Consider the following 25,977-nt stretch of genomic DNA (forward strand, 5'->3'; position numbering starts at 1 on the left):
TGGAGATATACACGTTCTAAGTCCGTTTATGCTCCTCTTTTGACATTTAGATTGAAATCCTCATGCATCTGAGAAGTTTGAAAAAAACCAAAAAAGATGTTTCCTTGCACGACCCAATCGGGACGGATAAAGAAGGCAATGAAATCACCTTAATCGACGTCCTTGGCACAGAAACCGACGAAGTGGTCGACGCTGTGCAGCTCAAGTTAGAGTCCAGTAAAATTTATCAGCACATACACATCCTCGATGAGCGCGAAAAAGAGGTGATCATCGGCAGGTTTGGGCTGGATCAGGACAAAGAAAAGACACAGCGTGAAATTGCACGTGAGCTGGGCATATCTCGTTCGTATGTATCCCGTATCGAAAAGCGAGCGTTGATGAAGTTGTTTAATGAGTTTTATCGAACGAAACAGCCGCAGGGAAGATAAAAGGTAAGGGAATAAAGGAGAATCATTTGGGGAAATCACCCGTAAGAGAGGCATTCTTTCAGCCAGCCATCTTACGGGTGATTGCTGTGCGAATAGCTCAAGTATGATTGTATCCGCATAGAGTTTTTCAAGAGGAACGATAGCTATCCTTCCCATTTATGGTTTTTTGTCCGATGTAAAGAGCTTGATATCTAATACATTTGCATGAAGGAACGAAATGAAATAACTGTAAGGCAAGACAGCTCCCAAAATTGCCAGTAACAAATATAGGTTTTTCATTCTTTACTTCCCCCTTTTTGGGAGATACCGTCTATTCCTTATCAATGGCGTACCTGAGCAAATCTGTGACCTTAACGAGAGGGGGACATTTTGAGCCTGAAGGCACAAGTTGCGACGAGCGTAGCAGGGAACCATGCAATTATTTCTTTTTTGCATTGTCTTACAGTGGTTTTCAATTTTCGGGAATCTCTCTCGGAACTTGGAACTTGGAAAATCGCGAATTAATCTGCTGGGATTTACCGGACAAGGGACTACATGCGAGGCCTACGGCTCCGGCCACTCGCCCCTTCTTCAGTATCTCTCATATTCGTATACGTCAATTCTGTCTCAAGTGTGCCGAATTACCTGCTGCATCACCTCTACAGCCTGTGACCGCAGTAGGCGTAAGGATTCTCTTGCGGCGGAGGCCTCTGCCGCAAGAGTGGAGTTTTTGATATAGACAAGCGCCTGCCATTACCTCAGAATGGAAGTATAGGGGGTGATATTTTGCCAGAAGTTTATCTTGGAATGTCAATACCTGAAATTGTTGTTAGTTCGAAAATTATTCTTCCAAGTATCGCAGGGGTTTTTGTCACAGCGATACTAATAAGAAATAGTTTAAATTAAGCACCTACGCGGTGCTTTTTCTTTTGAAAACCAAGTTCAATATGGTGGGCTTACTAGGTTGACATTTAATTACATAAGTTTACAGTGCAGTATGATTCTGCAAGCTAACAAGACTCTTTGATAAAATGGGGACAAGCAAATAAGAAATACGCCACTCGGGAACACTGGGTGGCTTTTCTTTTTGCTATCTGATCAGAAAATTCACAAATCAAAGGAGAGAAAATTTATGAAGAAAAAAATTTACTTGGTCTCTTTTAAGGAGAAACCGTTCAAGAGAACGACATTAAAAGAAGTACATGAAAGTAACATGCAAAAGTTAATTAAGCACGGAGCCAAAGTACAAAAAGAACTCAAGAATTTACCTCGTACCTTTATTATCAGTGATCCAGATGAAAGTTTACTTGTTTCGTTAAGAAATGACCCGGACATTCTCGCGGTGGAGGAGAATATTGAAGACCAGCACTTAATGGCACAGAACCCACCAGAATGGCCATCTGCATTAATTGGTTTACCAGAATTCGTTTCTAAAGGATACACGGGTGCAGGTGTAAAAGTGGGTATTATTGACTCAGGTTTCGCAAATCATGAGGACATTGTATATGCAGGCCGTTATAACGCTTATGCAGCAGTCTATGGATATACAACGCCACCAGAGTCTGATTACCTGGGTCACGGTACATCAGTTGCAGGAATTATTGGCGCGCGTAACAATGATAAAGGTTATGTGGGAATTGCTCCAGGAGCGTCTCTTTATTGTGCAAAAATTACCCACGAAACTGGAAATGGTTTGGACGTAGCAGCTCAAATCGAAGCAATAGAGTGGTTGGTTAGCCAAGGAGTAAAAATTATTAATTGCAGCTTTGGTGGAATTGTAGATGTGGAAAACCGTAAGATCGCCTTTCGAGATGCTGCATTGTTTCATGACATTCTAATAATTTGTGGTGCGGGTAATGAAGGAAATGTAGGCGGGGCAATGAATGACAATATGATTTATCCAGCAAGATACGATTTTGTATTATCTGTAGGGTGTCTAAAGGCTAATAAAGAACCTGCCGTATATTCAAGTCGTGGTCCGGAAATGGATGTGTCTGCTCCTGGTCATAATGTGATGACAACCATTCCTTCAAGCGCCAATAGAAATGGGATTAATCATTATGATATTTCTAAGGAGTACGGATTATTTCATGGTACTTCTTGTGCAACTCCTCACGTAACAGGACTAGCTGCCTTGTATTGGCAAATGAATCCTTCTTATACGGCTAGTCAAATTAAAAATTTGATTTTGTCAAATGTAGAAGAGTTGGGGAAAGATGGCATGGATGTCGTCTTTGGAAAGGGAATGGTTATTTCCCCGTGGACCTCACGAAATGCATATACAGGGAAATTAACGTCTAGCGCTACTACCATTACAGGTTCTCATACTAATAGCAATTTAGTTAATGGTGGTGTAAAACATTTTAAATATGTGGCTCCAATATCCGCCAGATACTTGTTTAAAATAACTAATCAAATGAAAACTCATATTCGTGTTTATGATGAAAGTTATAAATTGCTAGGGTTTAGTCCGTATGGAACAGTGACAGGAGTAACGAATGCAGCTGTATTTCTTGATGCTGGAAAAACTGTTTTCATTAGCGTTTCTGGAGAAGATGACTCTCAAACAGGTCCTTTTACATTAGAACTGTATAGCTCAACTCCAACTGTAGTTAAGGAGGACTTTGAAGATGCACAACATGCATTTGACTTCTCGGGCGACTGGGTACGTACCAATTTAGATCGATATGATGGCACATACAGTTTTACCAATAAAGATATTTCCGACGGACAAGAATCCAGAGTTAGTTTTAATTTAAGTATTCCTACAACTGTCTCTAGTGCAATTTTGTCTATGGATTATAAAGTTAGCTCAGAAAGTAACTACGATTTTTTTGAAATTTTGATTGGAGGAATGAAAGTTCTGAGTGTATCTGGTAACGTTTCTTGGTCAAAGTTCGAGACTCCGATTCAATTCGGACTCCATACAATTACTTTAAGGTATGTAAAAGATGGTAGTGGGAGTAGTGGATCTGATTCAGCTTTTGTCGATAATATTACACTAAAATGGTAACGTGCGAGTTTTATCATGACATTTCAAAGAAAGGGAGCTATATTTGAATCCCTAAAAGCTTCCTTATTTAATCAGAAAGGAATTTCATCTACACTCTGACCCGTCTCTGGACGGGGCTTTTTTATTGGGAGGCTTTCGACAGAATCACGACCGTGAGCTGGGTATATCTCGTTCGTATGTATCCCATATCGAAAAGCGAGCGTTGATGAAGTTGTTGAAGATAAAAGGTAAGGGAATAAAGGAAAATCACTTGGAAAAATCACCAGTGAGAGAGGCATTCTTTCAGCCAGCCGTCTTACGGGTGATTGCTGTGCGAATAACTCAAGTATGATTGTATCCGCACAGAGTTTTTCAAGAGGAACGATAACTATCCTTCCCATCTATGGTTTTTTGTCTGAAGTAAAGAAACAGAGGAAAAGCAAATGATAGCCCAATAGTTAAAGTTGCGACTATGTAAATCCACCAATGCTTAATGTGATGCTTTCGAACTTCTTGAAAAAGGAATACCCAGAAAATTAGGCATGAGATAAGAAAATCGGTTGCAAAAAACGAAGAAATGTCGTTTGCAAAAAGTTCCGATGTAAAGAGCTTGATATCTAATCCATTTGCACGAAGGAACGGAATGAAATAACTGTAAGGCAAGACAGCTCCCAAAATTGCCAGTAATAAATATAGGTTTTTCATTCTTTACCTCCCCCTTTATTTTTGGGGATATTATACAGTCAATAAAGAGTCAACTTCAATTCGTTTTAGAGTTATTTTTTTGCAATTTAGGGAATGTTCGCATTGCTCAAAATACTAAATACCATGGTGAACAATTATGTAGTTAACATGAAAAGCCTTGAAGGGATCCAACGAAGAGAGTATGAACAAAATGTGTACTTAGTCAATAACGAAGAAATCATCAGGGAAATAGAGAGCGGCAAAACTATCTTGCAGCCCTGGTAGAATGCGAATGCATGCTTGCTGGAGATTGGTTGGGTGTGGATTTTGATGTCCATATTTAATCTCTGAAAAAATGTTATTGGGTACAAAGGGTTCTGTATGTGGAATTCGGTTCTCAAGAACATCAATTAACCTTTGGATGTCTTCTTTCGTAGCAGGTTGCTTTTCCAATTTAAGTTGATATCCTAAGTTCCCACTAACTTCAATTGTAGCCCACTCAACATCAGAGATACTTGAGATTCCAGCTTGCCGTAGTCTCATTTCAAGCTTATCAGCTGTTAGCCTGAGTTTGCGCATGTTACTTTCAACCAATTGCCCATTTTCAATTACATGAACTGCCTTGCCCGTAATAAAAGTTTCGAATCCGTTAGACTTAATCTCCAGGTATTCCATCAACATCATGACCACGACCAAAACTGCTGCTAATAGAAAAGTTTAATACCTCCGCATTCATGATGGTATAGGTTGCCCAATTGGCAGGAAGAATTTTTAAACCACACGATTTACTAAAAGGGGGGAAGACGATGAAAGTATGTAGCAAGGAGACGAGTAGGCAACAAAACAATCGAAACGATAACGGCAGGCAATGAAAGAGGCGCTAAGCTTTTATACGCTTAGCGCCACTAGGGTTAGTTATTTCAGTACATTCAAAGCACGTCGTAGCTTCTTTGCAAACTCTATGGGGGGTTCAACGGATTCAATATGCAAATACATGAGACGTGGCTTATCAAAGAGCCAGTGATTGTGCAGGGCAGAAACGATAAACCCTTCCTTACGAACAGCGTCAATAAATTTTTGGACTTCGTTTTGCAGGAGTGTAAATTCCCCCGTATTCAAGGTATTTCCTTCTTTATCGAGGGATTCAATGGTAATTTCATGCTCAGTATCATATGGTTTGCCCAAGATTGTTGCATTGAGATTACGCTGAATCGTGATAGAACAAGTATCATTTGACATGCCTGTCCCACCCAGAATTTTGGCTATACGATCGCATAAACTTTTCGGTATCTTCAAGTGTGATCCTCCTTTTCTTGATTTAATGCATTCTATGTAGAAGAGAATAAGAGGTTCTGGACAGAGGTAAAAAAGGGTGCATGTACAAGTGAAATGATAATAGCAATGGGATTACTACATTAATTGCTATTGGAGAAAAGGAATTTGAGACGCGTAGCTGGGGAAGAAGGTATCGAGGAGAAATATCTTAGCTAATCAGGGGTAAAAGATATCAATCCTTTATCTTGAAATGGGTTTGACCAAGGACAGGTATTACGAAAGAAAAAAGATGCTATACGTCAAATTGCTCTGGCACTCGGGATGATCTGAGTGTTTTTTTTATGGCAGAAAGACCGAAAAAAACCTAGATAAAACCCTGAGAAAATCGGGGATAAAAGGCAGGGCGATTTAAAATGGTGCAATCGGTAATTTTGAGTCAAGAGCAAGCGAAAGTAGTATTTCGGAGATACCGTCTATCCCTTACAATAGCGTACCTGAGCGAATTCATGGTGATGAAGAATGTGAACTTACGAACGGGGGACATTCTGAGCAGAGTAAGTTCTTGGCTCGAGTCGGAGACCTTTGCCGAAAAAAATCCTGGAATAATTTTAAAAAATACACTTGTACTATTTAAGGGCGCGTGTTACGATGTTTTTGTAAAAAATGGTAGGAGATGGAAAAAGAAAAAGTTCTCTGTAACATTTGAATGTCGGCAACCAAGTCCACTCCCCCGTTAACTTGCTTCTCTTCTGAGGGCGGGTAAAAATAAGAAATAGAAGGAGTGTTTTTCGATGAAAAAGTTTCTGACTAGTTTAGCAACATTGGCACTATTGACTTCAGCTGTACCTGCATTTGCACAGGAGGGACAGCAATCACCTGCACTTTCTGCAAGCGCTAAATATTCACCATCAAAAATATCTTCTAACGAAGATGAAAAGTATGAAGATATGTTTCAAGACATTGGGGTGAAGTTTAATTATATTCCAGGTGCAGATAGATATAAGTGGGTTCGGTACAATGTAACCGATGGATACGAGGATATGACTGGTACTTCTTACACTACTAGCTCAAAAATTTATAGTTTGAGAATTGGAAAACTATACAGAATACATGCTTATGCTGTAGACGAAAACAATAGAGTACTCGCAGTATCAGCTCCGGTGGAAATTAGAGGGGAAAAAGGTTGGGATACGGTTATTAATTTTTGGTTAAAATAATTGCTAACTGAATATATAGACATAAAAGCACCCACGCGGTGCTTTTTTTTTGCAAAATTAGCTCATTAAGCAAAGGTTCCAGTCCTAGCCTCTTGTTCTGTACTTCTCATATTTCGAATACGCCGATCCTGTCACAATGTGCAGATTTATCTTCTGCACCACCTCTTATAACCTGTGGCCGCAATAGGTATAAGGATTGGCTTGCGGCGGAGACTTCTGCCCGGAGGTTGGATATCTTCGGGGAATTATGGGTGTGATGTAACTTTATTCAAGAAAGGTGCGTCTAACAAATGTATTTTGCAAACACCCGTGAATCAAATTCCGATACCCTTGCCCCAATGAGGAGGTAACAAATACATGAAAAAGGTTGTGTTTATCGCTGCAATCGCAGCCGTTCTGTCTGTCGGGCAGATCGCCTATCCAATTCAAGAGGCAGCAGCGGCAACGGTGGCCTCTTATCGCATTGCCTACAAAATGCCAACGGTCAATACACTGGAAGAAAAAGAAGTTTTTCATTATCTCCTAAAAGGAGCGCTCAAGATCAAAAATCCGCATCCGGCCAGCATCTTGGACAAAAACAGAAGAGACCTCACGGAAATCGTCGGCGATCTAAACGGTACAGACACGCCGCGCGGTTTCATGATCGATGAATTCAGCGTCTCTAAAGATGGGTATTTACTTGCCCTGTACAATGAGATCGGGATATTGGATCCCGTCTATCCCCAAGGATATGATCCGGCTGCCATCAGCAAGCAAATATTGGACCAGCAAGCATCTGGTCAATGGGGAGGCGAGTTGCGGCAAAAGCGGGGGGAAATAGAATTAAAAGCGCGGATAAACGCACTTGTCCAGGCGGGGTACGTACAGCCTGAGGAACTGAAAGATCAGCGGCTTACGAAGCAATTTGTTGCGGAGACGTTGTACCGCATGTACAAGAAAGCGAGGCCTTATAAGGGGAGTGTAGCTCCCAAGGACAGCCAAAGTGAAGCGGTTCGCTGGGCAATAGAGGTGGGAGTGCCGGGATTCCAGGTCGATGCAAAAGGGTATGTGTATCCGCAGTCACAGCCGTACTACACAAATATGCTCGACTTCATCCATCTGTTTTTGCCTAGTAAAAAAACGGCGACTGGATGGGAGTATTTTCAATACGAAGTCAATCAGGACTTATTGCTAGAGGCTGTGCATAACTCTTCAGGCGAATTGTTGCATATCAACAACAAGCCGCTGTCTTCCCTACCTAACTATGTGATGCTATCTGATCTTCCAGAGAAGAAAAAAGCCGAAGCACAGCTCAGCGCCTCTCTTGCACCAAAAGTAATAGAGATGGTGGAACAGGTCCGGCGAGAAGTCCAAAAACCGCGCGTGTGGGACTGGCGAACAGACGTAATCCGGCATCCTTCCTTCACCAAACTTGTGAGTGAGTACCGGAAAACGAAGAGCCAAAAAGCGCTGAATCAGGTATATCAAACAGTCAAGGCCCGCTACAATTTATTCGACCGGCAGGACTCGCCGCAGGTCATGAAAAGCGTCCTGGACCATATTCGGTGAGCTTACGACGCATCTATAAACTTTATGTAAAACATTATGATCTGTACCATTATCAAACAAAAGCACCCGTGTGGTGCTTTTTTTATGTTTCCTTCCTACTTTTTACAAGCCGTATGAGCGGAGGAGGATGGACAAAAAAAGACCCACCCTATAGCACATTCACTATGGGTGGGAGTGGGAAGTGTTACCCTGCCTATGGCTCACTCTTTAGGGATTCGATCCAGTCAGCATGACAGGTATCGCATAATAGTTCATCGCGATCCTGCTTACCTTGGAAAAACGTGATTTGGCGAACGCTGTCGGTTTCACGTTCACAGTAATAACAGCGATATTTCCCCAATTCGTTCCCTCCTTGAAGAGTTTTTCAAGAGTAACGATAGTTATCTTCTCCATCTATGGTGTAATCTAACACACTTGGGATTTTTCAAATGATCACAAACTCACGGTTTAACGACGCTTTTTAACTTTCTCGGGAGTCTTGTTAAATGTAAAAAGGGAGAGGGATAAGATGTTGAGAGGCAAATTTAAAAATACTCTGTTATGTGCTGTTGCTGCTTCCGCTTTAACAATTGGTACTCAAGCTGCATTTGCGAGTGATAGCACACAGAATTCGATCCAGAAACTCAATCAAAAGAAAGTCCAGGCCAATGCCCAAGGTCAGGTTCTTATTTCTTTTGATATTTCTAGAGTAGATCGTTGGCACAACTCAGAAACATTTACGGTAGACTCTACAAAATCAGTAAAGTTGAAAGTCAATACAGCTAATATCATTTGGGCTCCGGTTTATCCAGATTCAAAGGTAAGTATTATTAGACTCGGTGACAGAAAAAGTGTGTCTATGTCGATAGTGGCAAGAGATTATAAGGAGGAGGACTTTATTCTGGAGCCCGGGACATATTACCTGGAGTTTGCTAATTATGCAAGCGTTCCGGTTTATATGAGGGGTTCGGTAGTTGAAAATTAATTTTGGGTGACTTGGAGTATGCCAGCATGTTCACTCAGCAACAGGGGAAATTTACTACACTGATGAAGTGCTTCGTCGGTCGAGTGAGCGACTGGGCTGCATATTGGATCAATGTAGAGGACCTCGTGAGTGTAGTGAAGTAATTGCAAATAAATGAGCTTAAAAAACAAAGGAGGCATGTTGTTTGGACACGTCCCCTTTGTTTTTTAATTGTTTTGAAGTTGTTTTTTTCTAAATGTAAGTACTAAGTCAATCAATAGTCCAAACAAGAAGTAAGTAATGACATGCAGTAGATACCCAGTAGGAAGAATGGTACTATTAGCATCCTGATGCACTTCCATTATCCAATGTTTGAACGATTCCATATAAACGATTTCATTGAGGATGGGGTTTGTCACCATAAATAAGATGTGTTTCGTATCATTCGCTAAAAAATCGAATAGGCAAATCAAAATACTGACCAAAGTTAGCCAAAGACTGAACTTTTTAAGCAGGATCATTTTGTTCTCACTCCTAAATATGGATTCGGATCTTTCGGACTATGGTCATGACATATCACTTTCGTGCGTGTACCAGCATCTTATTACACCGACATGTTAGAAAGCAGGTTTTAAACAAGTAAGTGCAGACGATGTCTTAAAAATGAACGAAATAGTTTTGGATATTTTGATACGTTCATTGATTTGTTGCCGAATACAGGAAACTGGACGAAAGTTAAAAAGCTACTTCAGACTGACTATGTGAGCCAATAACCATCTTGAATCATGAGTCGTTTTTTTTATTGGCACGTTCTTCTCATGTTCACAGGCTAAGACATGCTATTTATCAGCAAAAAAGAAGCGACTTCCAAGAAGAAATTGGGGACTAGTCGTGAAACAAAAGAGAGAATCATTCGTCAAAGTAAGTGGGGAAATTACATATATTTACATGTAGAAATGCTGTAGTATTCTACTTTTTTAACAAAATAGAAACGGAGGAAGTCTCCGTACGCTGGATCCAAACTCTTATTACATGGTTGATATGAGTTCATGTAAAAAAGAAATGGGAAGGACGAAAAATGAAATGAAGAAAAATAGACAATTTATATTATCAACACTAATAGTAGGTTTTCTTTTTGGCGGGGGCTATCTATTTTTAGATTCTTATAAAATCCAAACGATTCGTGCTTACGACCAAACATCTCATAAACCAGCAAAAAGTGATAAGCAGACTATAAAAAAAGTAGATGTATTGGGAGAGGTCGTAGAGGACTTCGACAGTATACAAAAGCTTAATGAAAGCGCTGAAGTGATTGCCAAGGTTGAAATCAATGTATCGGAGAGCTTCCAGTATAAAAACGTCGTATTTACCCTTAGTGATGCAAAAGTCAAACATGTGTATAAGGGTGATGTAGAGCCGGAAAATGTGATCAAAATACTAGAGACCGGCGGATATAAAGATCGAACAGAGTATACTTTTGAAGGTAATGAGGTATTCGAAACAGGTGAAAAAGCGTACGTATACTTAGAAATATGAAGGTCCCGTTGCCAAAGATGCGTACGTAATTAAAGGGGTTTATCAAGGGAAATTCCTCGAAGAAGAAGGTGAATTGCAGTCTCCTAATGGAGTGGCCAAAGGATTGCAGGTAAATAACGAAAGTCAATTACAACTTGATTAAAATTAATGACATTAGACACGTTCCCCCCGCAAAATCGAGAGGGAAAGTGTTTTAATCCTGCAAACCTACTTAATTTTTCCGTATATGATTGCAGCAATTGTAACAGACAATTTAACAGTCGTGTATATAGGAGGACACCGTGACCTGCACAAACATCACAACAAAGCCAGTAATGGTTGGCAGTCCAAAAACGATATGTTCGAATGGAATCTAAAAATAGCTAACCCGTCTCTGTTTTAAGGAGACGGGTATTTTACTGTGAAGTGTTTATTCGTATCAATGCAAGTTCACAAAATAGAGACCTTATTTGTCCAAGATTTCAACCTTGGTTCCATCTGGAAAATCCTCAAGTTGATTGGAAATCCACGATCCAGCTCCGCGATTATCTGAAGGAGATATGTATTCGATATGTGCCCCTGTTCCACCCTCAGCACACATCGCCATCGGCCATTCGTCTCGATCGAACCCCTTTTTTGTAGGTATGCCTTTGAGTGATTCTTCGCGATTTTCATGTGCTCCACTGCGGTCAATTGTGCATACAGCTGACTTCCCAGAGGCAACCGCTTCTTTAATATGCTTTGCAGTCTGAGGGTATCGATCAGACGGAAAAACAATCGTATGGTCTACGTTCCCGTTGCTGACTGTTTTGTTCTCTATTGGAACAAGCCCAAAGAAATAGGCGGCGCCGATCATTAACGCCACAATCAACACCAGCATTTTTTTCTGTGTCATGCTTTTGTCCTCCAATGTAAGTTCTTTATCAATAATAACACCGCCAAACATTATATCGAAGCGTTGTGAATGCTTAAAACCCTCTGTTAACCTTTATCAGAGGTGGGAAGTGTTATGGTTACTTGAGTTATCGTGTGTACTTTTCATTAAGGAAAAAGCTTATTCAAAAAACAGATAAAGACGTATGGTGAATGAAATCACCTTAATCGACGTCCTTGGCATGGAAACCCACGAAGTGGTAGACGCTGTGCAGCTCAAACTGGGGTCCAATAAAAGTGCGCAGAACTCCATCGTCAACGTGGAGTTATTTAAAGGGGGTCCGATCACCGTGGGGATTACAAAAACAGGAGCAGCAGATTTTACGAAAGAAGTTAACACGGGGGAATCGATCAAAGAATCGATAAATACAAAAGAAGGCATAGATTACACGAAGTATATTCGCTTGTTGTATCGGTTCGAAGAGGATATGGCAGAAGATGTCGCGCGTTTTTTGGAGCGAGGAAAGTTAGCACCCGAACAATATGTGGGGATTACCGGTGAAGGATACGAAGCATCCGTAGTTGATCAGCAGGTTGTCGGATAGTCAAACGGATGCTTGAAATAAACTTTGTAATTGATCAAATCCCAAGGAACAATACTTGAAACATCTTGCTGAATAAAAGGAAATGGCGCTCCCATAAGTACATGGTCAAGTTGCTTAACGTCAGTAATGGTGACTGGAAAAATAAGTGGAGTGAAAGCGACTAAATCACAAGAAAACCTTGTGAATAGTATTTCAACAAAAAAGTTATTTTGTAGCGGTGACATAAAACATCTCTGCCAACACGAAAACCTGAAAAGCAGCTACACCAAACAGAGCAAAGGCCATCTTACGGTTTTTCTTCAGTTCAAATGATCCTAAAGAAGCCATGACAACGGCAAGGCATATCATCGTTACTATTCTTAAAAAAGCCACATGTGTAAAAATATTCACTACTGCAATAGAGAAGGCAACGACTGAAAAGATATGGAACCAAAGAGGTCTATTTTTCATAAAGGATCACCAACAATTCCCTTTTTACAACAATTTTAACAGATAGACTGATTAAGTCCACTTAACACAGGGGTAATTATAAATTTTGTCATGGTGAATGCCATTAGACCGATCCATTTAGCAGGTGGATCTGGAAACATAGAAAAATGAAAATGTCAAAGAGAATGGTGATAAGAAAAACTCCCTAATAAGCAGGGAGTGGTAATAGTACAACCAATGCTGGTTAGCATGGTGTTTATTGGAGCAGGCTCACATTACATCTCGCGTTCCGGACACCACCAACCGCACCCATGACGCATGCAAATCCAGATACACCCTCCAGCTTGAGCTGGATAATAAGATGAATATTGCACCAATTGACCATTTACTTTCTTGTATTTCTTAGAATTAGCTTTCTTTTTTTTCATGGGATATGTCCTCCTTTAGGATGGGTCTAAAATAAGGTATTAACATAATTTTCCTTTTGACTGTACGAGTGTTCTCAAGTGACAAAAATGGACGGAATAAACCGTTTTAAGTAATTTGGATCTTTGTAGTAACGGGCATTATGTATTCATATTTGGTACCCAGATTTTCTTAGTTAATAATACAATGAGGCACCATCCTGTCTGATAGGAGGTGCCTCTTCGTGTTTTTTGGTATATTCCATCACTTCAAACCAGGCTAATTGAATCGTATACTTTCCCGCTCCTGTTTTTAGGAGACGGGTTCAAAAGTATCCTATATATCGAAAAGCGAGCGTTAAAGACGTGCTCGTAAGATACACTTTTCATTAATTGACAAGCTTACGGGTGAATTTTATTTAGATTGAAGATGTTCCTCTTGTTTCACTACTTTGCGTGTGTAAGGGATACTTCAAAGGCATCTAAAATCTCTAAAAAATGCGAGGCTTCTCTAAATACATGGTCAGCGAGCAATGGGGGGATTATGCTCTTAATTTTGCATTCCTCAATGAGATCACGAGCTGTTTTTTTGAAGTCACGCAATTGGCGGACAGATACACGATTTTGATCGACAAATTGATTCAGTAGCGGCTTCGTTTGAGACTGGGGACGCATGGAATCAAGATCCTGAGCTTGGAACAATAAGTGATCAAAATCATGGCTGAATTCTCTAGCTTGATCCACTAGCTTTCTTTCGGAAGGATCGAGCAAATGGTTAATAAATTTCGCATGGTCAGCCATGATTCGTAGGAAAAAGACATTTTCATTAATCACCGCATCTGGTAAGGGATCAAGGTTTCCCGTATTCAATTGTTCTAATCGATTCCGAAAATAGGCAGCTTCCCTGCTCACATGATCGACCAACAGCGGAAAGTTGTTACCACCGATTTTGCAATGAATAATAAGTCCGAGTACTTTGCGTTTGAAAGCCCAAATATAGGAAACGGCATTGTGAACAAGCTGATTAAAGTCATAGATTCGTTGAGGGTCGATGTCAGAAGAAAAGGCAAGTGATTGGTTTTCAATTTCTTCAAAAATACTGTAAAAGCGATTCGCTTCTTCAATCAATTTTGTGTCTTCGCAGTTAAAGCCCAATTTGAGAAACAGGGAGTGTTCTTTCATGATACGAGACCAAAAACGTATTTCCTCTAATGATCGATCAACAAAAACATTTGTCATGTAGTACCTCCGGATAGGATTTGAGCAGTTCATAGCCCATTTTCCACTTTTGATCACACATAATGTATGTCTATGCGTTTACCCAGTTTCGTGAATGGGCAGGAGCACAGAATTAAAAAAATTCTGGTGTTTTCTGGCTTGTCCCACGAAAAAAACTCCCTGTAACGGGAGTTTTCCATGTCAAAAACGACGCATCGAATGCATTTGCGTTCTGTGGTGATGGGCCCTCATGCGATGGAAGTGTTCTCTTTCTCGAAAGGTATGATGACGCAGTCGATCATGACGATGTTCAAAAGCTAGAGAGCGAAAACGTTCTGCTTGCCGCATGTGGTGATGCATACGCTGTCTATGATGCTCAATTGGATCCATGACACTACCCCCTTAACGTTGGTACTAATAGGATATGAGGACAGCTTCCTGCTTGCTTATGCATAAGTGGATATCGTAAAGAAAGAATGAAAAAGAGGCGTAAAGCCTTTCGCTTTCGCCTGGTGATGAACAAGGTTAATCTTTTACTCGATTCGCGGTCTGGTGGGGAAACAGTCTGGTGACGGCACGTCGGAAACCTCAGATAGCTTCATCAAATAGTAGCATTCTTCTCGAGACATATGGTCGGCCATGAGCGGGGATAAAACTCCAAGCAATTCATCACGCATCCGCATCTCTTCCAATTCATGCAAAAATACCTGAAAAAGCTTCATTTCCATTTCTGCTTGATGGTTAAAACGGCGTAATGCCGGGAAGTTATTCAAGTTTGTTCGGAGATACCCGGCTAATTCCACCGCTTTTAGGTAAAAATGCTCGAACTGTTTGGTAAATTGTTCACTTTTAAGCTGATAGTCTTTTTCCACCATGTCCAAAAGGGAAGTGATGGTGGCTGCATGCCCGACCGCATCGGATAGCCACAAAAGATGGAGCTCTACCGGGTGATTGGCAGGTGGCAAGCCTCCGGAGAGAAAAGCATGCAAAATTCGTTCATACTCTTCTAGTTCATTGACCATGTGGTTCATAAACGTTGGGGGAAGACTGATCGATATTGTACTGATGAGGTGCCTTTCCAGAATGTGGAGTTTAAAATCACGCAGTTGTTGCGTGAGTTCACTTGCCTGCTGGTTGAGTGTGTGCAGTTCATCGGAAGACAGCTTCTGCCTGGCGTTATCCAGCAAGTTATCGAATGACATGATATAGTATACGGATCTTTCAATTTCCTGCTCTTCATTCGGAGCGAGTGATTGAAAAATAAAGCGGGCATGATCGCCCAGAATTTGTAGCCAGAAACGATGCTCAAACAACATACTTTCTCTTAAAGGTTCATTCACTGTTGTTCCCTCCTTACTCCCCATCAAGATATGTAAAAGCGCCCAGAAGTGTGTGACGGATTGACCTTGACTCCCAAATGGACATAAATGGTAAAATACTTGTAGGAGGAGCAGCGGTAAGGGGGGAGAAAATGAAGAGACCAATCAAAAATATACCAAAGACAGGCAGCGAATGGCTATGGGATGTAGTTGGTTGTTTATTTTTCGTAGGATCACTATTCTTTTTAGTCATTGTATGGAATAAGCTTCCTGACGAGGTGCCTGCCCATTATAATGCTTTGGGGGAAGTAGATCGCTGGGGCTCAAAATGGGAACTGCTTCTTTTACCCGGGATTGGCGTCTTTATTGTTTTCCTCATGAAGGTACTCGAAAAACATCCAGAGCTCCATAACTATCCGGCACGCTTCTCTGAATCGAATGCCGAGCAGTTTTATTTGCACAGTCGAAAAATCGTGAACCAAATAAAAAATAGTTGCTTAATCATTTTTTCCGTAATCCTGTTGGAGTCAGTTTCTATTGCTCAAGGATGGGGAGGCGGCTTTGGGAAGTGGTTTCTGCCGATCACCATCATTGGGATGATCGTTCTGCTTGTAATAGGAATCGTGAAACAAAAAAAGATTCAATGAGAAGCATGAGCGAGGGGGCCTTCTAACGGAAAGGGCCTCTTCTTGGTTTGAAACGAAAATGATGAGGACATATGTCCTTCCCTATCTACCTTGCCATCCTTTTTAATTAGGAACAGATTAGTGTGAGGTGAGAGGATGAAAGGAATTATTTTTGCTATTTTGGGCGGTGTTTTCATTACCTTGCAAGGTGTAGCGAACGCAAGAATCAGTCAAGATATTGGTACTTGGCAGACCGCGACACTTACGCAGTTAACGGGCTTCCTCACGGCTTTAGTACTCCTGTTGTTTTTTCGAGACGGAAAATGGCAGGCATACAGGCGAGTGAAACCGTTATATTTGACAGGTGGGGCATTCGCTGCGTTTATCATTTTTAGCAATGTTACGGCTATCCAGCATATCGGGGTAACCATGACGATTTCAGCTCTCTTGATTGCGCAGTTAAGTCTGACTTTTCTCATTGATAGCAATGGGTGGTTTGGTGTCGATCAACAAAAGATGAGGCTGCCGCATTTTATCGGGATCGGGATGATGATTCTGGGTGTGCTGATTCTGAGGGTCTGATAGCGAGAGGATGAAACAGAGGGATGAAGGAAATCGAAAATCGTGAGCTTTTGCAACAATATCTCCATGACCATCAGTTAGCGACTGTCTTTCATGAGCCTTTTCTGCCGCATTTGTCCTTGTACCAATTTGATCAAGGAGAGCTCATTTGTGCCCAGGGTGAAGCGACCTGTCACCTGTATGTTTTGGTGAAGGGCAAAGTAAAGATTTTTACGACTTCCCCTGAAGGAAAAACACTGATCCTTTCTTTTAAAAAGCCGCTTGAAGTGATCGGAGATATTGAGTATGTCAGAGGGATTTCTTATCTTAATTCGGTTGAAGCGGCCTCGTCTGTTCAGATGATCGGGATTCATTATCGCTGGTTGAAAAAATACGGGACAGACTACGCTCCACTCCTGCAATTTTTACTGCAAATCATTACGAATAAATTTTGTGTGAAGTCCAATACATTAAGCATCAACCTTCTGTACCCAGTAGAAGTACGTTTCGCTCGTTATTTGTTGTCCGTTTCGATAGAGGAGTGGAATCCTGCCAACAAAGAGCAGATCCGTACAAGCAATCTCTTGGATGCAGCGAATATGATTGGAACGAGCTACAGACATTTGAATCGGGTCATTCAACAGTTCTGCAAGGAGGGACTGATTGAGCGTGCCAATGGATTCCTTCTGATCAAGGATAGGGAAGGTTTAGCTAAAATGGCGAGCGAGACTCCGAACGAATAAGGAGACAGGAGTGTCAAAATCATGGTAGTCGGGCTATTCTTCGCGTTACTGGCTGGCTTGTTGGTCAGCCTGCAAAATATTTTCAACAGGAAAGTAAGTGAACAGGCAGGAACGTGGTCTACGACGACTCTCGTGCTTGGGATGGGATTTCTGTCGTCTTTGACGATGGGTCTTATTTTTGAAGGCGATCAGTTGTTTTCGTTTCGAGCTATGCAGACGTGGTACTGGTTCAGTGGCATGATCGGCGTTGGGGTGGTCTTTTGCCTGGTACAAGGAATGAGACTGCTTGGCTCAACGTATGCTATTTCTATTGTTCTCACTGCCCAGCTCGGTTTTGCTTTGTGGTCGGATTCAATCGGCTGGCTAGGGTTGGTTCAAGTGCCGATGACATTTACGCAATTGTTTGGAGTTTTGGTCATTGTCGGGGGTGTCATTGTATTTAAACTAGGTGGCGAATGGCAACAGAAACGCTCCATAAGTAAGATGTAAATTTATTATTGACTTAATTTTAAACGTCATGTTAAAATAAAAAATTTTAAATTCGATTTTTATGTTATAATGGATATAGATTGCTTTGAAGGAGGTGGACGTATGTTTCAAGTTGGAGACAAGGTTTTTTATCCGATGCACGGGGCAGGCGTAATCGAGGCGATGGAGGAGAAAGAGTTTCTGGGTGAAAAACACCTCTATTATGTGCTCAACATGATGCTGAAAGAGTTAAACATCATGGTCCCGGTTGAAAAGATGTCCGCTCTGGGTATTCGAAAGGTGGTCGAAGCCAACATTCTCGAGAATGTTTTGGCCGCCATACGAGAGGGGCAACGCGACACCGCCTTGAATGCAGCGCAGCGCTACAAGCTTCATACAGAAAAAATGAAGAGTGGCGATATTTACGAGCAATCTGAGGTCATCCGCGATTTGTTTGGAATGAGTAAAGAAAAAGTATTGGGAACGAGTGACAAAGTGATGCTGGATAATGCGCAGCAGCTCTTCATTAGTGAGATTGAACTGGTAAAAGACGTAGATACGGAACAGGCAACAGAAATGCTAAAGCAAGCTATTTGCCCAGAAGAAATGTCTGAGATTGTCCCATAAATGCCATACAAGGGAAGTAAGGGGAGTGATTGTTATTGCAATCGCCCCCCTTTTTTGTATATCCGTCAGAGCAACAGGCCACGATCCAGGGTAAATTCTTGGCGACTGGCAAACTGGTGGTATCCAGCACGTAAAAAGGCTTTGGCCATTGGCGTGTTTTTTATATCGGTATCCGCGCGGATGTAAGTTTCGCCAGCTTGTACAAGAACGTCTGTGGCCTGTTTCAGCAATTGATCAATATAACCGTGTCCTCTTTGCTCGGGGAGAACACCGATGTATCCAATCGTAGCAAAGGTAGGGCTGACCGTAGGCATCAAAAATCCAATGAGCTCATTTTTTGCCGTATAGGCAAGTTGCCACCATTCCGGCTCGTATTTCATTTGTTGCAAATCTTGGAACATCTCCTGTGCCTGGGCTCGAGGGCCTTTTTTCAAGCGCTCCTCTGTTATTTGTTGATCATGGGTGAATTGCGAGACACGCAAGATGGCATCCACAAATGCAGCCTCGCCAACCTCAGGAAGAGTGCGGTACACAATCGGATCATGCGTTTTGTTTGACGGTATAGCAGTTGCCTCAATCGGAGCATGCCATTCGAATCGGTTTGTTTCCCGGCTAATCCGAAAGCCAAGCGCGTCCAGAACATTTCTTTGCTCTTGGTGATCCGTTTGCCATTGGGGAGAGGAGGAAGGTGAATCCAGAACATAGCCGATTTTCTCCGTGAGGTTTCCTGCCATGAGTGTGAAGACTTCGCGTAAGAAATGAGCTGCGAGCGAAGGGCATTCTGTCTCTTTCCATGGAAGCTCCCACAATACCAAATCAGTCGCTTGCTTACTGCCAGGCAATGTCCAGAAAGCAAGACGACCAGCGATCTCACCTTGTACCTCCAGAACGAAGCACCAGTCCTGACGCATGGCTCCTTGTGCGAACATTTTATCGAGGTAAGCAGCGATATCATCCCGCACGGATGCAGGGTGATCCGGGAAGGCTAGAAATGCAGGTAAATCCTCCGGGTGGATACGGCGAACGGTGGTCAAGCAGTCATCTCTCCTTTGTAACCATCTAAAGTGAAATGGTTAGTTACAAGTGGATTTTACCAAAATGTTCTGTCAATCGTCAATCGTCGCCTATGTAGAAAAGAGGAAGGGTAGGGAGCATCCTGCCGGCTCCCTCGTTTGCTCCTGTTGTTATTCAATCAATACGCCCCGCGCCCTACCTATGATGCGGGTGGCGCGACTCCATAGCAACTGGAGCTTTTTTCTCTGCAGGGGGCGCACATACAGATCAGGGCTTTTCAGGTAGGAACGCATGGGGATGACGCGAAAGCATACACGTCCTTGACTTACATACCGTTGCGAAAACGTCGGAATGACCGAAATTTGCTCGAGTGAAACCTGATTCCTCTCATCTTTTTCGACGGTAAATCGCAGGATTGCTCCGCACTGGGATTGATCAAACGAGAGCATTTTCTCTGATGTAAAATTGCCCAAAGAATACGCGACTAGTGTTTGTCTCTTTGTCCCGTGAGGAGTCATGATACTCGGGGTGACGACAGGCTGCAGAACATGTGGGTGAGCCCCGAGGATGACATCAGCACCGTTGTCGAGCAGGCTTTGTACGAGCTGACGCTGGCGAGTCGTTGGAGTATAGCGGAATTCAATCCCAAAATGAAGGGAGATGATCACAACATCGACGTGAGGACGAACTTTTCTCAGGTCGGATAATATTGTGTCAAGATGAAGCAGTCGGACGATCCATGGTGTATGAGCGGGGATCACCTGCTTGTTTGTCCCGTAGGTGTAAGCAAGCAGGGCGATGCGAATGCCGTTTACCTCCTTGATCAGGTAGGTATTTGCCTCCTCAAGGCTTCGATAGGTTCCGGTATGGGCAAGCTTGTATCGATCCAAAACATCAAGGGTTCGGCATAGTCCGGTTACTCCGCCATCCAGACAGTGATTATTCACTGTAGTCAATACGTCAAATCCAGATGCTTTCAAGTCCCGAGCCAATTCATCTGGACAGTTGAAGCGAGGGTAACCGGTTCGTGCCGAACCGATTTGATAGGGCTGTGTTTTCCCGGAAAAAGTGGTTTCTAAATTGCCTATTGTGAGATCTGCCGCTGAGAGAATCGGTGTCACGGGGTGAAACATATCTGTAAAAGTGAATTGATCTGTACCAGGCAGTCTGGCAGTTGCCACCTGCTCTTTCCACATCAGGATGTCGCCTACAGCGGCGATGGTGGCCTTCTTTTTCATGCGCTTCACCTCCCCTCCTACTCTATTCCAGAAGTCGTCCGTCTGATTTGGATAGTAGCGGAACGTTTTCATAGATAATGGTCTATACAGGCTGTCTATGTCGTTCATACAATAGGAAAGCTGATCGAGAGAAGAAGAACGAGGCAAAGGGGTGATACCCGTGAAAAAGAAGAGAAGAGCTGTAGCACCTGTAAAGACGCTGATTCTCGACAAGCCAGTTATTGCTGTGACGGGAAGCGCAGGGAAGACCACGACAAAAGAAATGATCTACACCATCCTGAATCTGCGCATGCCCACATATAAATCGATGTACAACAAGAACTTCCTGGGAAATACAAGAGCGCATACCAAAAGAATTCGGGACGAGCACAAGGCCGTTGTGCTTGAGTATGGAATTTATCGAAGCGGTCATTTGCGACAGCACTGCAAAATCATCCAGCCGTCGATGGGAGTCATCACGAATATTGGCACGGCTCATATCGGAAATTTTGGCGGAGATGCCAGACGGCTGGCATTAGCAAAAACGGAGTTAATTCGCCATATGAAACCCACGGGAACCATTTTTCTGAATTGGGATTGTCCTTATTCTCGCGAGTTTATTCAACAGCCTTACCTAGGGTCGTTCACGGGAAAAATCGTGACATTTGGCAAGGAGCAGAAGGCGGACTATAAGGCGGGGCGAACGAAAATAGAAGGCAATGGGTTTCGATTCGAATGTTCTTTGCGTGGAGAAAAGGAGTCATTTTTTGTTCCTATTCCTGGCGAGCATAATTTATACAACGCATTGGCTGCTATCGCAGTTGCACATACGATGGGGATTCCCGTCGATGACATTCGTCGCGGGTTGAGTCAGTTTCGCGGACAGCGAAAACGCCTTACCAGCTATCGGCTCGCGAATAACATTCAGGTGCTGGATGATACCTTTAGCTCGAATCCGGATGCGGCCAAGGCAGCGATTGATGTGCTAAGCCAGGTCGGGCATACCACAAAGATCGCCGTGCTCGCCAGCATGCTGGAAATGGGCAAATACGACGTAAAAGGTCATGAGGATGTCGGGAAATATTTGAGTCAAAAAAATGTAGACTATTTATATACGCTGGGAAGTAGTGCTAGGTATATTGCAAGAGCAGCGATTCGCTCTGGATTTCCGGCAAATCGGGTGAGGCATTGCTTGAGTAAGGCAGGCTTGCATCGGCGTCTAGCAAGACAGCTGAAGCCAAATACAGCCTTTCTCGTAAAAGGTTCAAATCGGTTGAAAATGGGAGAGACTGTACAATTTTTGTGCAGGGTAACTGCCAATCAAAGCATTGGGAAAGAGTGAATGCGGGGGCTGACAAGGATTTATAAACAGGCTATTGCGGAAAAAATAGGTGAATGACGGCGGGCAAACGCACATACCATCTGTGCGTTTGCTGCATTTCCTATAGGGAGACTAGTAGGAGGTGACACGTCATGTCATATCAATTTCCCCCTGGCGGCCGAGATGGTTCCCCAGGTTTTCCAGGCTCCCCTGGTTCCCCCGGATCACCGGGAGGATTTCCCCCTCCACCACCAGGTCCTCCACCGAGCAGGACGCCAAGTGCACCGGGAGCAAGAGGCTATGGCGGAACACGCCGGATTGATGCTGGCGGATTCTATCCCTGTTTATATCGTTACACGTACGTGTGGTTGCGAAATGGTCGTTCTTTTTGGTTTTACCCCGTCTATGTCAGTCGTCACTCTGTAACCGGCTATCGCTGGAGAGGGTATCGATGGGAGTATTACGGGACAGACTTGGATCGAATCGCTTATTTTACATGTTAATTCCATTCACGAGCAAAAAGGCCATTCCCTGAGAGGATGGCCTTTTTATTTTGGAGGACTTATTTTATGGAGAGTGAGAAATCCTTGTGATCATGAATGTCTCCTTTTTCCACATGGATCTTCACTGTATAATCCCCGGCAGCAGGGAATTGTGCGCTGGCTTCATACTGGCCTGCCGCAGTTTCCGTTGCATCAACAAAGCTGTGCTTCTCGGCATTTCCCAGCCAGAACTCGAATTTGACTGTCGCTTTGTCCAACGCTTTGTTGTCTTTCATCAGATGAACAGTGAGAGCAGATGGTGTTGCGACTTGAATATTGTCGGCTGGAGAGAAATGATAATCAACGGTCTCAACATTCGCGTGACCTGCCGCCCCATGATCGTGTGACTGACCTGCGTCAGCTTGAGGGGAAGATGGCGTCGCCCCAGTCTTGCTGTTTACGGTAAACGGGGTCTTCTGCATGTTGTGGAAATCTCGTGCTGTTACATGGTAGTAGACAAAATAAGAGCCTGGCTCACTAATGGTTTGTTGGGCCGTGTAGACACCGTCTCCTTGCAGAGAAGCCGGGATCGTTTCATGCTTTTCTTGCCCATCTTTCCACCATTCGAATTTTACTTCCTTGGCATCATCCACGGGTTGGCCATCTTGTGTGACTTTAACGGAGAAGGTAACTGTGTCGCCCGCTACGAGCTCCTTTGGTTCCAATGTAAAGGCAGCCTTAACGGGAGCTCCGGGTTGAAAAGCTTGTTGCTCGTTTTCTTTTCCACAAGCGGCCAAAAGGAGCATAAGCATGGATAAGAGCAAAATCATCGTACGTTTCATGTTGGATTACCCCTCCTTTTTCAATTTCAACAATTCCTGATAAATTTGTTCGGGATCGAAGTCGTCGCCCATGCCAAATTTTTGAATGACGGTATTGTTATCATCCACGAGATACGTACTCGATGTATGAGAGATAAACCCATCATCCATCTTATTGGCAAAAAAGCCGAGCGAATTTGTAACCGTTTTGATCGTTTCGTCATCACCCCGAAGCAGGGTCCAGCCTTGTTCTTGAATCCCCAACTGCTTGGCATAGTAGCGCATGACATCAGGGGTGTCGTTTTGCGGATCAATCGTGATGGTCAAAAACTCAACGTCTTGCCCCATCAGGTTTGCTTCGAGCAAACGCTTTTGCAACTGAACCATTTTTACCGTTGTCGTGGGACAAATATCTGGGCAACGGGTATAAATCAGCTCCACCAAGCGTAATGTTTTCTTTTGCGGTGCTAGCGAATAGGATTGTCCATCGATGGTTTGCAGAGTCACATCATCAGGCAATTTCGCCTGGGCGTTTTTGGGCCCGAACCAAACCCAAGAAGCGACAAGAGCAACAAGGACAAGGACGGGTAACAACAAGAGCAACCGTCTGATTCGGATAGCGGTAGCAGGGGCGATATTCACGTGTGTGTAACGCCTCCTTTCTGATTCTTTTGGCTATGGCGTTATGAGGCCGTCCTCTTCCTGATTCTTTTCTTTTCGATACCAGGTAGAGAAAATGTAAGCCAGGACGACTCCGTACGTCAGCTCCTGCATGAGCTTCATCACGATTCCACCCAGCCGTTGATCGTCCAGAGGGAGCAGTGGAACGGCAAACATCGATTTATCGATCGGCGTGGAAAAGAATGGAGCGCAGAGCATGGAAGGACCGTCTACATATGTTGCATACAAAGGTGTTGCTGAAAAAATGATCAGTGCGCATGCAGGCGTAATCAAAACGCCGTTCGCAAAAATGTAGGCAAGCTTTTGCAGTTCCGACAGACGGTGAATTTCCGGTATCGGTGCGACAACAGGCATCCACATCAAAATTGCAGTCACCAAAAGCAGTAAATGAATCAAATTATGCAGGGCCAGGTTGTTCATTGCCAGGTCTAAAATAACAGGCATATGGTAAAACGAGAACAGGGCATTAAACATGAGAATAGCAGGTATCGGGTGACTCGCTATGCGCATGAAAAGCTTGAGCCCCCGGCGATAAAACAGGGAACGGATCAACCATGACGGGGTCCCTGCCAAGAGCAGCAAGGGCATGACAAGATAAAGCAATGATTGCTGCAGCATATGGGCACTAAACAAAAAATGCCCGGCTACGTTCAAGGGACTCCCCATACTAAAGTAAAAACCAAGTAAGCCGAGCGTGAAAAAAGTCTTTTGCTTGCGTGTGACAGGTGTGGAGTCTTGAAAAGTTTGGCGTAATGGTCCGGTTAGTGAAAAATAAGCCAGACCGATCAAGAAAGTCAAAAGAATCAGCTCTGGATTCCATGTCGCCCGAAAGCCAAAGGTTTCAGTGAAATAAGTGAGGGTCATGCGATTACCTCCGTTTTCAAGGATTATCCCCAGTACTCATTATAGGCAAATAACTGGAAAAGCCTAATGACTCGTTCGGGCTATTTCTTCCACGGGAACGGAATTCTTCACATATTTGTCACGTATGTCCAATATGAAAAGAGCCTCCCGCAAATCAAGGGAGGCTGCTATCGTTATGATTTTTTCTGTTCTTCCAACCAAGCTTTCCATTCGCTTGCTTCGCGTCCACCGACGAGTCGAGCTACTTCCTTGCCGCCCTTGTAATGAACGAGGGTCGGGGTAAACTCGATCTGATAATCCTGGTAGCTGGCATTGAATTCGAGCAGGTTGTGCTTTTTCATGTCGATATCCAGGCTTTTGACAATCGGCACCAAGACAGGCGTAGTTGCTTTGCAGTGCACGCAGAGTGGACTGTAGAAGTATACAAACATGTCTTCCTGATTATCGAGCTTGGCTTTGAGCTCGTCAGGCATAATGAGATTATCGTACAGAGGGTCACTCAATTGTTCGATAGTAGCCGGGTTCAAATTGGCTTTGCCGTATGGGTTTCCTTCCGCGAGCTGACGGTTCGAAATGTCAGCGTACACGATCGCACCGATCAGGAGCGCAGCCACAAGGATGGATAGAAAGATGACTTTCTTCATGAATCATTTCTCCTTTGCATTTTTCATTACGATGACAAGCAGGATGCTGATCAAGGTGAAGGCAATGAGAGCAAGGAACGGAATCGTGATAAATCCTAGCCAGTTAATATAGTCCGTGTTGCATGGCACAATGCCGCAAGCGCTGCCCAAATCTTGCAGGGCAGGTATTTTTTGAATCGAGTAATGATACAGCGATGTGAGTCCTCCGATAATGGAGAGAATCAAGGCGTACGACGCGATCTTGTCATCTTTCTTCGCGGAGGCAACCCCGAGCAAGATGACGAGCGGGTACATCAAGATTCGCTGGTACCAACACAGGTCACACGGTATGTACTTTAACACCTCTGAAAAAAACAAACTGCCTCCTGTTGCGATGAGGGAGACTCCCCATGCGGCAAACATGGCTTGTTCCACGATTTGCTGACGTTTCATATAAACACCTCGTCCATATCTTAACATATTACAAATCGAAAGTAGAT

Annotated in this window: 31 protein-coding genes and 2 pseudogenes; 16 read left to right on the forward strand and 17 right to left on the reverse strand. The window is 43.2% G+C overall.

Annotated features, from left to right (window positions below):
- Positions 1–53 precede the first annotated feature (53 nt).
- Positions 54–428: pseudogene (locus KB186_RS19225) on the forward strand (sigma-70 family RNA polymerase sigma factor); the annotation flags it as partial.
- Positions 429–584: 156 nt separating this feature from the next.
- Here the strand turns inward: KB186_RS19225 and KB186_RS19230 are convergent.
- On the reverse strand, positions 585–707 hold the full coding sequence (locus tag KB186_RS19230; protein WP_232774189.1) for a DUF2834 domain-containing protein: 123 nt from the start codon (positions 705–707) through the stop codon (positions 585–587).
- 832 nt (positions 708–1,539) lie between these two features.
- On the opposite strand from KB186_RS19230, the gene KB186_RS19235 reads away from it, so the two are divergent.
- Both KB186_RS19235 and KB186_RS19240 read left to right on the forward strand, forming a co-directional pair.
- Complete coding sequence (locus KB186_RS19235) at positions 1,540–3,420, forward strand: S8 family peptidase (protein ID WP_232774190.1); 1,881 nt, start codon at positions 1,540–1,542, stop codon at positions 3,418–3,420.
- A gap of 151 nt (positions 3,421–3,571) precedes the next feature.
- Positions 3,572–3,634: pseudogene (locus tag KB186_RS19240) on the forward strand (sigma factor-like helix-turn-helix DNA-binding protein); the annotation flags it as partial.
- 137 nt (positions 3,635–3,771) lie between these two features.
- Here the strand turns inward: KB186_RS19240 and KB186_RS19245 are convergent.
- From KB186_RS19245 to KB186_RS19255, 3 genes are all read right to left on the reverse strand, one after another.
- Positions 3,772–4,104, reverse strand: coding sequence for a DUF2834 domain-containing protein (locus tag KB186_RS19245; protein ID WP_173611551.1), 333 nt, complete (start codon positions 4,102–4,104; stop codon positions 3,772–3,774).
- A 198-nt stretch (positions 4,105–4,302) separates the two neighbouring features.
- The gene (locus tag KB186_RS19250) at positions 4,303–4,767 is read right to left on the reverse strand and encodes a DUF421 domain-containing protein (protein ID WP_229088210.1); all 465 of its coding nucleotides are present in this window, start codon (positions 4,765–4,767) and stop codon (positions 4,303–4,305) included.
- 231 nt (positions 4,768–4,998) lie between these two features.
- The gene (locus KB186_RS19255) at positions 4,999–5,379 is read right to left on the reverse strand and encodes a DUF1259 domain-containing protein (RefSeq protein ID WP_173611550.1); all 381 of its coding nucleotides are present in this window, start codon (positions 5,377–5,379) and stop codon (positions 4,999–5,001) included.
- A gap of 770 nt (positions 5,380–6,149) precedes the next feature.
- Between KB186_RS19255 and KB186_RS19260 the strand changes: the two genes are divergently transcribed.
- A complete protein-coding gene (locus KB186_RS19260) occupies positions 6,150–6,575 on the forward strand; it encodes a hypothetical protein (RefSeq protein WP_173611549.1) in 426 nt (141 codons plus the stop codon).
- A gap of 357 nt (positions 6,576–6,932) precedes the next feature.
- Complete coding sequence (locus tag KB186_RS19265) at positions 6,933–8,123, forward strand: hypothetical protein (protein ID WP_232774191.1); 1,191 nt, start codon at positions 6,933–6,935, stop codon at positions 8,121–8,123.
- 207 nt (positions 8,124–8,330) lie between these two features.
- Here KB186_RS19265 and KB186_RS19270 read toward each other — a convergent pair whose 3' ends face one another.
- Positions 8,331–8,516: a hypothetical protein gene (locus tag KB186_RS19270; RefSeq protein ID WP_173611547.1), complete on the reverse strand. Its 186-nt coding sequence runs from the start codon at positions 8,514–8,516 to the stop codon at positions 8,331–8,333.
- Between the two features lie 115 nt (positions 8,517–8,631).
- Here KB186_RS19270 and KB186_RS19275 point away from each other — a divergent pair, with 115 nt between their 5' ends.
- Positions 8,632–9,087: a hypothetical protein gene (locus KB186_RS19275; RefSeq protein WP_232774192.1), complete on the forward strand. Its 456-nt coding sequence runs from the start codon at positions 8,632–8,634 to the stop codon at positions 9,085–9,087.
- A gap of 1,062 nt (positions 9,088–10,149) precedes the next feature.
- On the forward strand, positions 10,150–10,602 hold the full coding sequence (locus KB186_RS19280) for a hypothetical protein (protein WP_232774193.1): 453 nt from the start codon (positions 10,150–10,152) through the stop codon (positions 10,600–10,602).
- A 445-nt stretch (positions 10,603–11,047) separates the two neighbouring features.
- Here the strand turns inward: KB186_RS19280 and KB186_RS19285 are convergent, their stop codons facing one another.
- Complete coding sequence (locus KB186_RS19285) at positions 11,048–11,476, reverse strand: NucA/NucB deoxyribonuclease domain-containing protein (protein ID WP_232774194.1); 429 nt, start codon at positions 11,474–11,476, stop codon at positions 11,048–11,050.
- A 184-nt stretch (positions 11,477–11,660) separates the two neighbouring features.
- On the opposite strand from KB186_RS19285, the gene KB186_RS19290 reads away from it, so the two are divergent.
- A complete protein-coding gene (locus tag KB186_RS19290; protein ID WP_232774195.1) occupies positions 11,661–12,059 on the forward strand; it encodes a hypothetical protein in 399 nt (132 codons plus the stop codon).
- A 204-nt stretch (positions 12,060–12,263) separates the two neighbouring features.
- Here the strand turns inward: KB186_RS19290 and KB186_RS19295 are convergent, their stop codons facing one another.
- The 3 genes from KB186_RS19295 to KB186_RS19305 all read right to left on the reverse strand — a co-directional run bounded on the left by KB186_RS19295 (position 12,264) and on the right by KB186_RS19305 (position 14,131).
- Positions 12,264–12,509: a hypothetical protein gene (locus tag KB186_RS19295; protein WP_173611542.1), complete on the reverse strand. Its 246-nt coding sequence runs from the start codon at positions 12,507–12,509 to the stop codon at positions 12,264–12,266.
- A gap of 254 nt (positions 12,510–12,763) precedes the next feature.
- The gene (locus KB186_RS19300; RefSeq protein WP_173611541.1) at positions 12,764–12,916 is read right to left on the reverse strand and encodes a hypothetical protein; all 153 of its coding nucleotides are present in this window, start codon (positions 12,914–12,916) and stop codon (positions 12,764–12,766) included.
- Positions 12,917–13,339: 423 nt separating this feature from the next.
- Entirely contained in the window at positions 13,340–14,131 is a 792-nt protein-coding gene (locus KB186_RS19305) for a DUF2935 domain-containing protein (protein ID WP_232774196.1), read from the reverse strand.
- A gap of 177 nt (positions 14,132–14,308) precedes the next feature.
- Between KB186_RS19305 and KB186_RS28315 the strand changes: the two genes are divergently transcribed.
- Positions 14,309–14,431, forward strand: a complete 123-nt coding sequence (locus KB186_RS28315; RefSeq protein ID WP_255675679.1) for a hypothetical protein — start codon at positions 14,309–14,311, stop codon at positions 14,429–14,431.
- Between the two features lie 212 nt (positions 14,432–14,643).
- On the opposite strand, the gene KB186_RS19310 is transcribed toward KB186_RS28315, so the two are convergent.
- Positions 14,644–15,450, reverse strand: a complete 807-nt coding sequence (locus KB186_RS19310) for a DUF2935 domain-containing protein (protein WP_173611539.1) — start codon at positions 15,448–15,450, stop codon at positions 14,644–14,646.
- Between the two features lie 131 nt (positions 15,451–15,581).
- Here KB186_RS19310 and KB186_RS19315 point away from each other — a divergent pair, with 131 nt between their 5' ends.
- From KB186_RS19315 to KB186_RS19335, 5 genes are all read left to right on the forward strand, one after another.
- Complete coding sequence (locus KB186_RS19315) at positions 15,582–16,076, forward strand: DUF1648 domain-containing protein (protein ID WP_173611538.1); 495 nt, start codon at positions 15,582–15,584, stop codon at positions 16,074–16,076.
- A gap of 135 nt (positions 16,077–16,211) precedes the next feature.
- Entirely contained in the window at positions 16,212–16,637 is a 426-nt protein-coding gene (locus KB186_RS19320; protein ID WP_173611537.1) for a DMT family transporter, read from the forward strand.
- 23 nt (positions 16,638–16,660) lie between these two features.
- Positions 16,661–17,359, forward strand: a complete 699-nt coding sequence (locus KB186_RS19325; protein WP_173611536.1) for a Crp/Fnr family transcriptional regulator — start codon at positions 16,661–16,663, stop codon at positions 17,357–17,359.
- Between the two features lie 21 nt (positions 17,360–17,380).
- Complete coding sequence (locus tag KB186_RS19330; RefSeq protein ID WP_173611535.1) at positions 17,381–17,848, forward strand: DMT family transporter; 468 nt, start codon at positions 17,381–17,383, stop codon at positions 17,846–17,848.
- 102 nt (positions 17,849–17,950) lie between these two features.
- Positions 17,951–18,454, forward strand: coding sequence for a CarD family transcriptional regulator (locus KB186_RS19335; protein ID WP_173611534.1), 504 nt, complete (start codon positions 17,951–17,953; stop codon positions 18,452–18,454).
- A 65-nt stretch (positions 18,455–18,519) separates the two neighbouring features.
- Here the strand turns inward: KB186_RS19335 and KB186_RS19340 are convergent, their stop codons facing one another.
- Positions 18,520–19,488: a GNAT family N-acetyltransferase gene (locus KB186_RS19340; protein ID WP_173611533.1), complete on the reverse strand. Its 969-nt coding sequence runs from the start codon at positions 19,486–19,488 to the stop codon at positions 18,520–18,522.
- 150 nt (positions 19,489–19,638) lie between these two features.
- Positions 19,639–20,706: a CapA family protein gene (locus KB186_RS19345; protein ID WP_229088012.1), complete on the reverse strand. Its 1,068-nt coding sequence runs from the start codon at positions 20,704–20,706 to the stop codon at positions 19,639–19,641.
- Between the two features lie 154 nt (positions 20,707–20,860).
- On the opposite strand from KB186_RS19345, the gene KB186_RS19350 reads away from it, so the two are divergent.
- Both KB186_RS19350 and KB186_RS19355 read left to right on the forward strand, forming a co-directional pair.
- The gene (locus KB186_RS19350) at positions 20,861–22,027 is read left to right on the forward strand and encodes a UDP-N-acetylmuramoyl-tripeptide--D-alanyl-D-alanine ligase (RefSeq protein WP_370646707.1); all 1,167 of its coding nucleotides are present in this window, start codon (positions 20,861–20,863) and stop codon (positions 22,025–22,027) included.
- A 131-nt stretch (positions 22,028–22,158) separates the two neighbouring features.
- On the forward strand, positions 22,159–22,509 hold the full coding sequence (locus tag KB186_RS19355) for a transporter (RefSeq protein WP_173611530.1): 351 nt from the start codon (positions 22,159–22,161) through the stop codon (positions 22,507–22,509).
- 59 nt (positions 22,510–22,568) lie between these two features.
- Here KB186_RS19355 and KB186_RS19360 read toward each other — a convergent pair whose 3' ends face one another.
- The 5 genes from KB186_RS19360 to KB186_RS19380 all read right to left on the reverse strand — a co-directional run bounded on the left by KB186_RS19360 (position 22,569) and on the right by KB186_RS19380 (position 25,930).
- Positions 22,569–23,330 (reverse strand): FixH family protein, encoded by a 762-nt coding sequence (locus tag KB186_RS19360; RefSeq protein ID WP_232774197.1) that lies wholly within the window; start codon positions 23,328–23,330, stop codon positions 22,569–22,571.
- Positions 23,331–23,336: 6 nt separating this feature from the next.
- The gene (locus KB186_RS19365; RefSeq protein WP_232774198.1) at positions 23,337–23,951 is read right to left on the reverse strand and encodes an SCO family protein; all 615 of its coding nucleotides are present in this window, start codon (positions 23,949–23,951) and stop codon (positions 23,337–23,339) included.
- Positions 23,952–23,984: 33 nt separating this feature from the next.
- Positions 23,985–24,854 carry a cytochrome c oxidase assembly factor CtaG gene (gene ctaG, locus KB186_RS19370; RefSeq protein ID WP_173611527.1) on the reverse strand — a complete coding sequence of 290 codons (870 nt, stop codon included), beginning with the start codon at positions 24,852–24,854 and terminating at the stop codon, positions 23,985–23,987.
- Between the two features lie 173 nt (positions 24,855–25,027).
- Positions 25,028–25,498 (reverse strand): thioredoxin family protein, encoded by a 471-nt coding sequence (locus tag KB186_RS19375; RefSeq protein WP_173611526.1) that lies wholly within the window; start codon positions 25,496–25,498, stop codon positions 25,028–25,030.
- A 3-nt stretch (positions 25,499–25,501) separates the two neighbouring features.
- The gene (locus KB186_RS19380; RefSeq protein ID WP_047072664.1) at positions 25,502–25,930 is read right to left on the reverse strand and encodes a disulfide oxidoreductase; all 429 of its coding nucleotides are present in this window, start codon (positions 25,928–25,930) and stop codon (positions 25,502–25,504) included.
- Positions 25,931–25,977 lie beyond the last annotated feature (47 nt).

This window comes from Brevibacillus sp. AF8 (genome assembly GCF_021270385.1).
Classification (GTDB): domain Bacteria; phylum Bacillota; class Bacilli; order Brevibacillales; family Brevibacillaceae; genus Brevibacillus.

Coding starts and splice junctions, on each gene's coding strand:
- KB186_RS19230 (WP_232774189.1), bottom strand. CDS start 707: ATGAAAAACCTATATTTGTTACTGGCAATTTTGGGAGCTGTCTTGCCT.
- KB186_RS19235 (WP_232774190.1), top strand. CDS start 1,540: ATGAAGAAAAAAATTTACTTGGTCTCTTTTAAGGAGAAACCGTTCAAG.
- KB186_RS19245 (WP_173611551.1), bottom strand. CDS start 4,104: ATGAAAAACCTATATTTATTACTGGCAATTTTGGGAGCTGTCTTGCCT.
- KB186_RS19250 (WP_229088210.1), bottom strand. CDS start 4,767: ATGATGTTGATGGAATACCTGGAGATTAAGTCTAACGGATTCGAAACT.
- KB186_RS19260 (WP_173611549.1), top strand. CDS start 6,150: ATGAAAAAGTTTCTGACTAGTTTAGCAACATTGGCACTATTGACTTCA.
- KB186_RS19265 (WP_232774191.1), top strand. CDS start 6,933: ATGAAAAAGGTTGTGTTTATCGCTGCAATCGCAGCCGTTCTGTCTGTC.
- KB186_RS19270 (WP_173611547.1), bottom strand. CDS start 8,516: ATGGAGAAGATAACTATCGTTACTCTTGAAAAACTCTTCAAGGAGGGA.
- KB186_RS19275 (WP_232774192.1), top strand. CDS start 8,632: ATGTTGAGAGGCAAATTTAAAAATACTCTGTTATGTGCTGTTGCTGCT.
- KB186_RS19280 (WP_232774193.1), top strand. CDS start 10,150: ATGAAGAAAAATAGACAATTTATATTATCAACACTAATAGTAGGTTTT.
- KB186_RS19285 (WP_232774194.1), bottom strand. CDS start 11,476: ATGACACAGAAAAAAATGCTGGTGTTGATTGTGGCGTTAATGATCGGC.
- KB186_RS19290 (WP_232774195.1), top strand. CDS start 11,661: ATGGTGAATGAAATCACCTTAATCGACGTCCTTGGCATGGAAACCCAC.
- KB186_RS19295 (WP_173611542.1), bottom strand. CDS start 12,509: ATGAAAAATAGACCTCTTTGGTTCCATATCTTTTCAGTCGTTGCCTTC.
- KB186_RS19300 (WP_173611541.1), bottom strand. CDS start 12,916: ATGAAAAAAAAGAAAGCTAATTCTAAGAAATACAAGAAAGTAAATGGT.
- KB186_RS19305 (WP_232774196.1), bottom strand. CDS start 14,131: ATGACAAATGTTTTTGTTGATCGATCATTAGAGGAAATACGTTTTTGG.
- KB186_RS28315 (WP_255675679.1), top strand. CDS start 14,309: ATGTCAAAAACGACGCATCGAATGCATTTGCGTTCTGTGGTGATGGGC.
- KB186_RS19315 (WP_173611538.1), top strand. CDS start 15,582: ATGAAGAGACCAATCAAAAATATACCAAAGACAGGCAGCGAATGGCTA.
- KB186_RS19320 (WP_173611537.1), top strand. CDS start 16,212: ATGAAAGGAATTATTTTTGCTATTTTGGGCGGTGTTTTCATTACCTTG.
- KB186_RS19325 (WP_173611536.1), top strand. CDS start 16,661: ATGAAGGAAATCGAAAATCGTGAGCTTTTGCAACAATATCTCCATGAC.
- KB186_RS19330 (WP_173611535.1), top strand. CDS start 17,381: ATGGTAGTCGGGCTATTCTTCGCGTTACTGGCTGGCTTGTTGGTCAGC.
- KB186_RS19335 (WP_173611534.1), top strand. CDS start 17,951: ATGTTTCAAGTTGGAGACAAGGTTTTTTATCCGATGCACGGGGCAGGC.
- KB186_RS19345 (WP_229088012.1), bottom strand. CDS start 20,706: ATGAAAAAGAAGGCCACCATCGCCGCTGTAGGCGACATCCTGATGTGG.
- KB186_RS19355 (WP_173611530.1), top strand. CDS start 22,159: ATGTCATATCAATTTCCCCCTGGCGGCCGAGATGGTTCCCCAGGTTTT.
- KB186_RS19360 (WP_232774197.1), bottom strand. CDS start 23,330: ATGAAACGTACGATGATTTTGCTCTTATCCATGCTTATGCTCCTTTTG.
- ctaG (WP_173611527.1), bottom strand. CDS start 24,854: ATGACCCTCACTTATTTCACTGAAACCTTTGGCTTTCGGGCGACATGG.
- KB186_RS19375 (WP_173611526.1), bottom strand. CDS start 25,498: ATGAAGAAAGTCATCTTTCTATCCATCCTTGTGGCTGCGCTCCTGATC.
- KB186_RS19380 (WP_047072664.1), bottom strand. CDS start 25,930: ATGAAACGTCAGCAAATCGTGGAACAAGCCATGTTTGCCGCATGGGGA.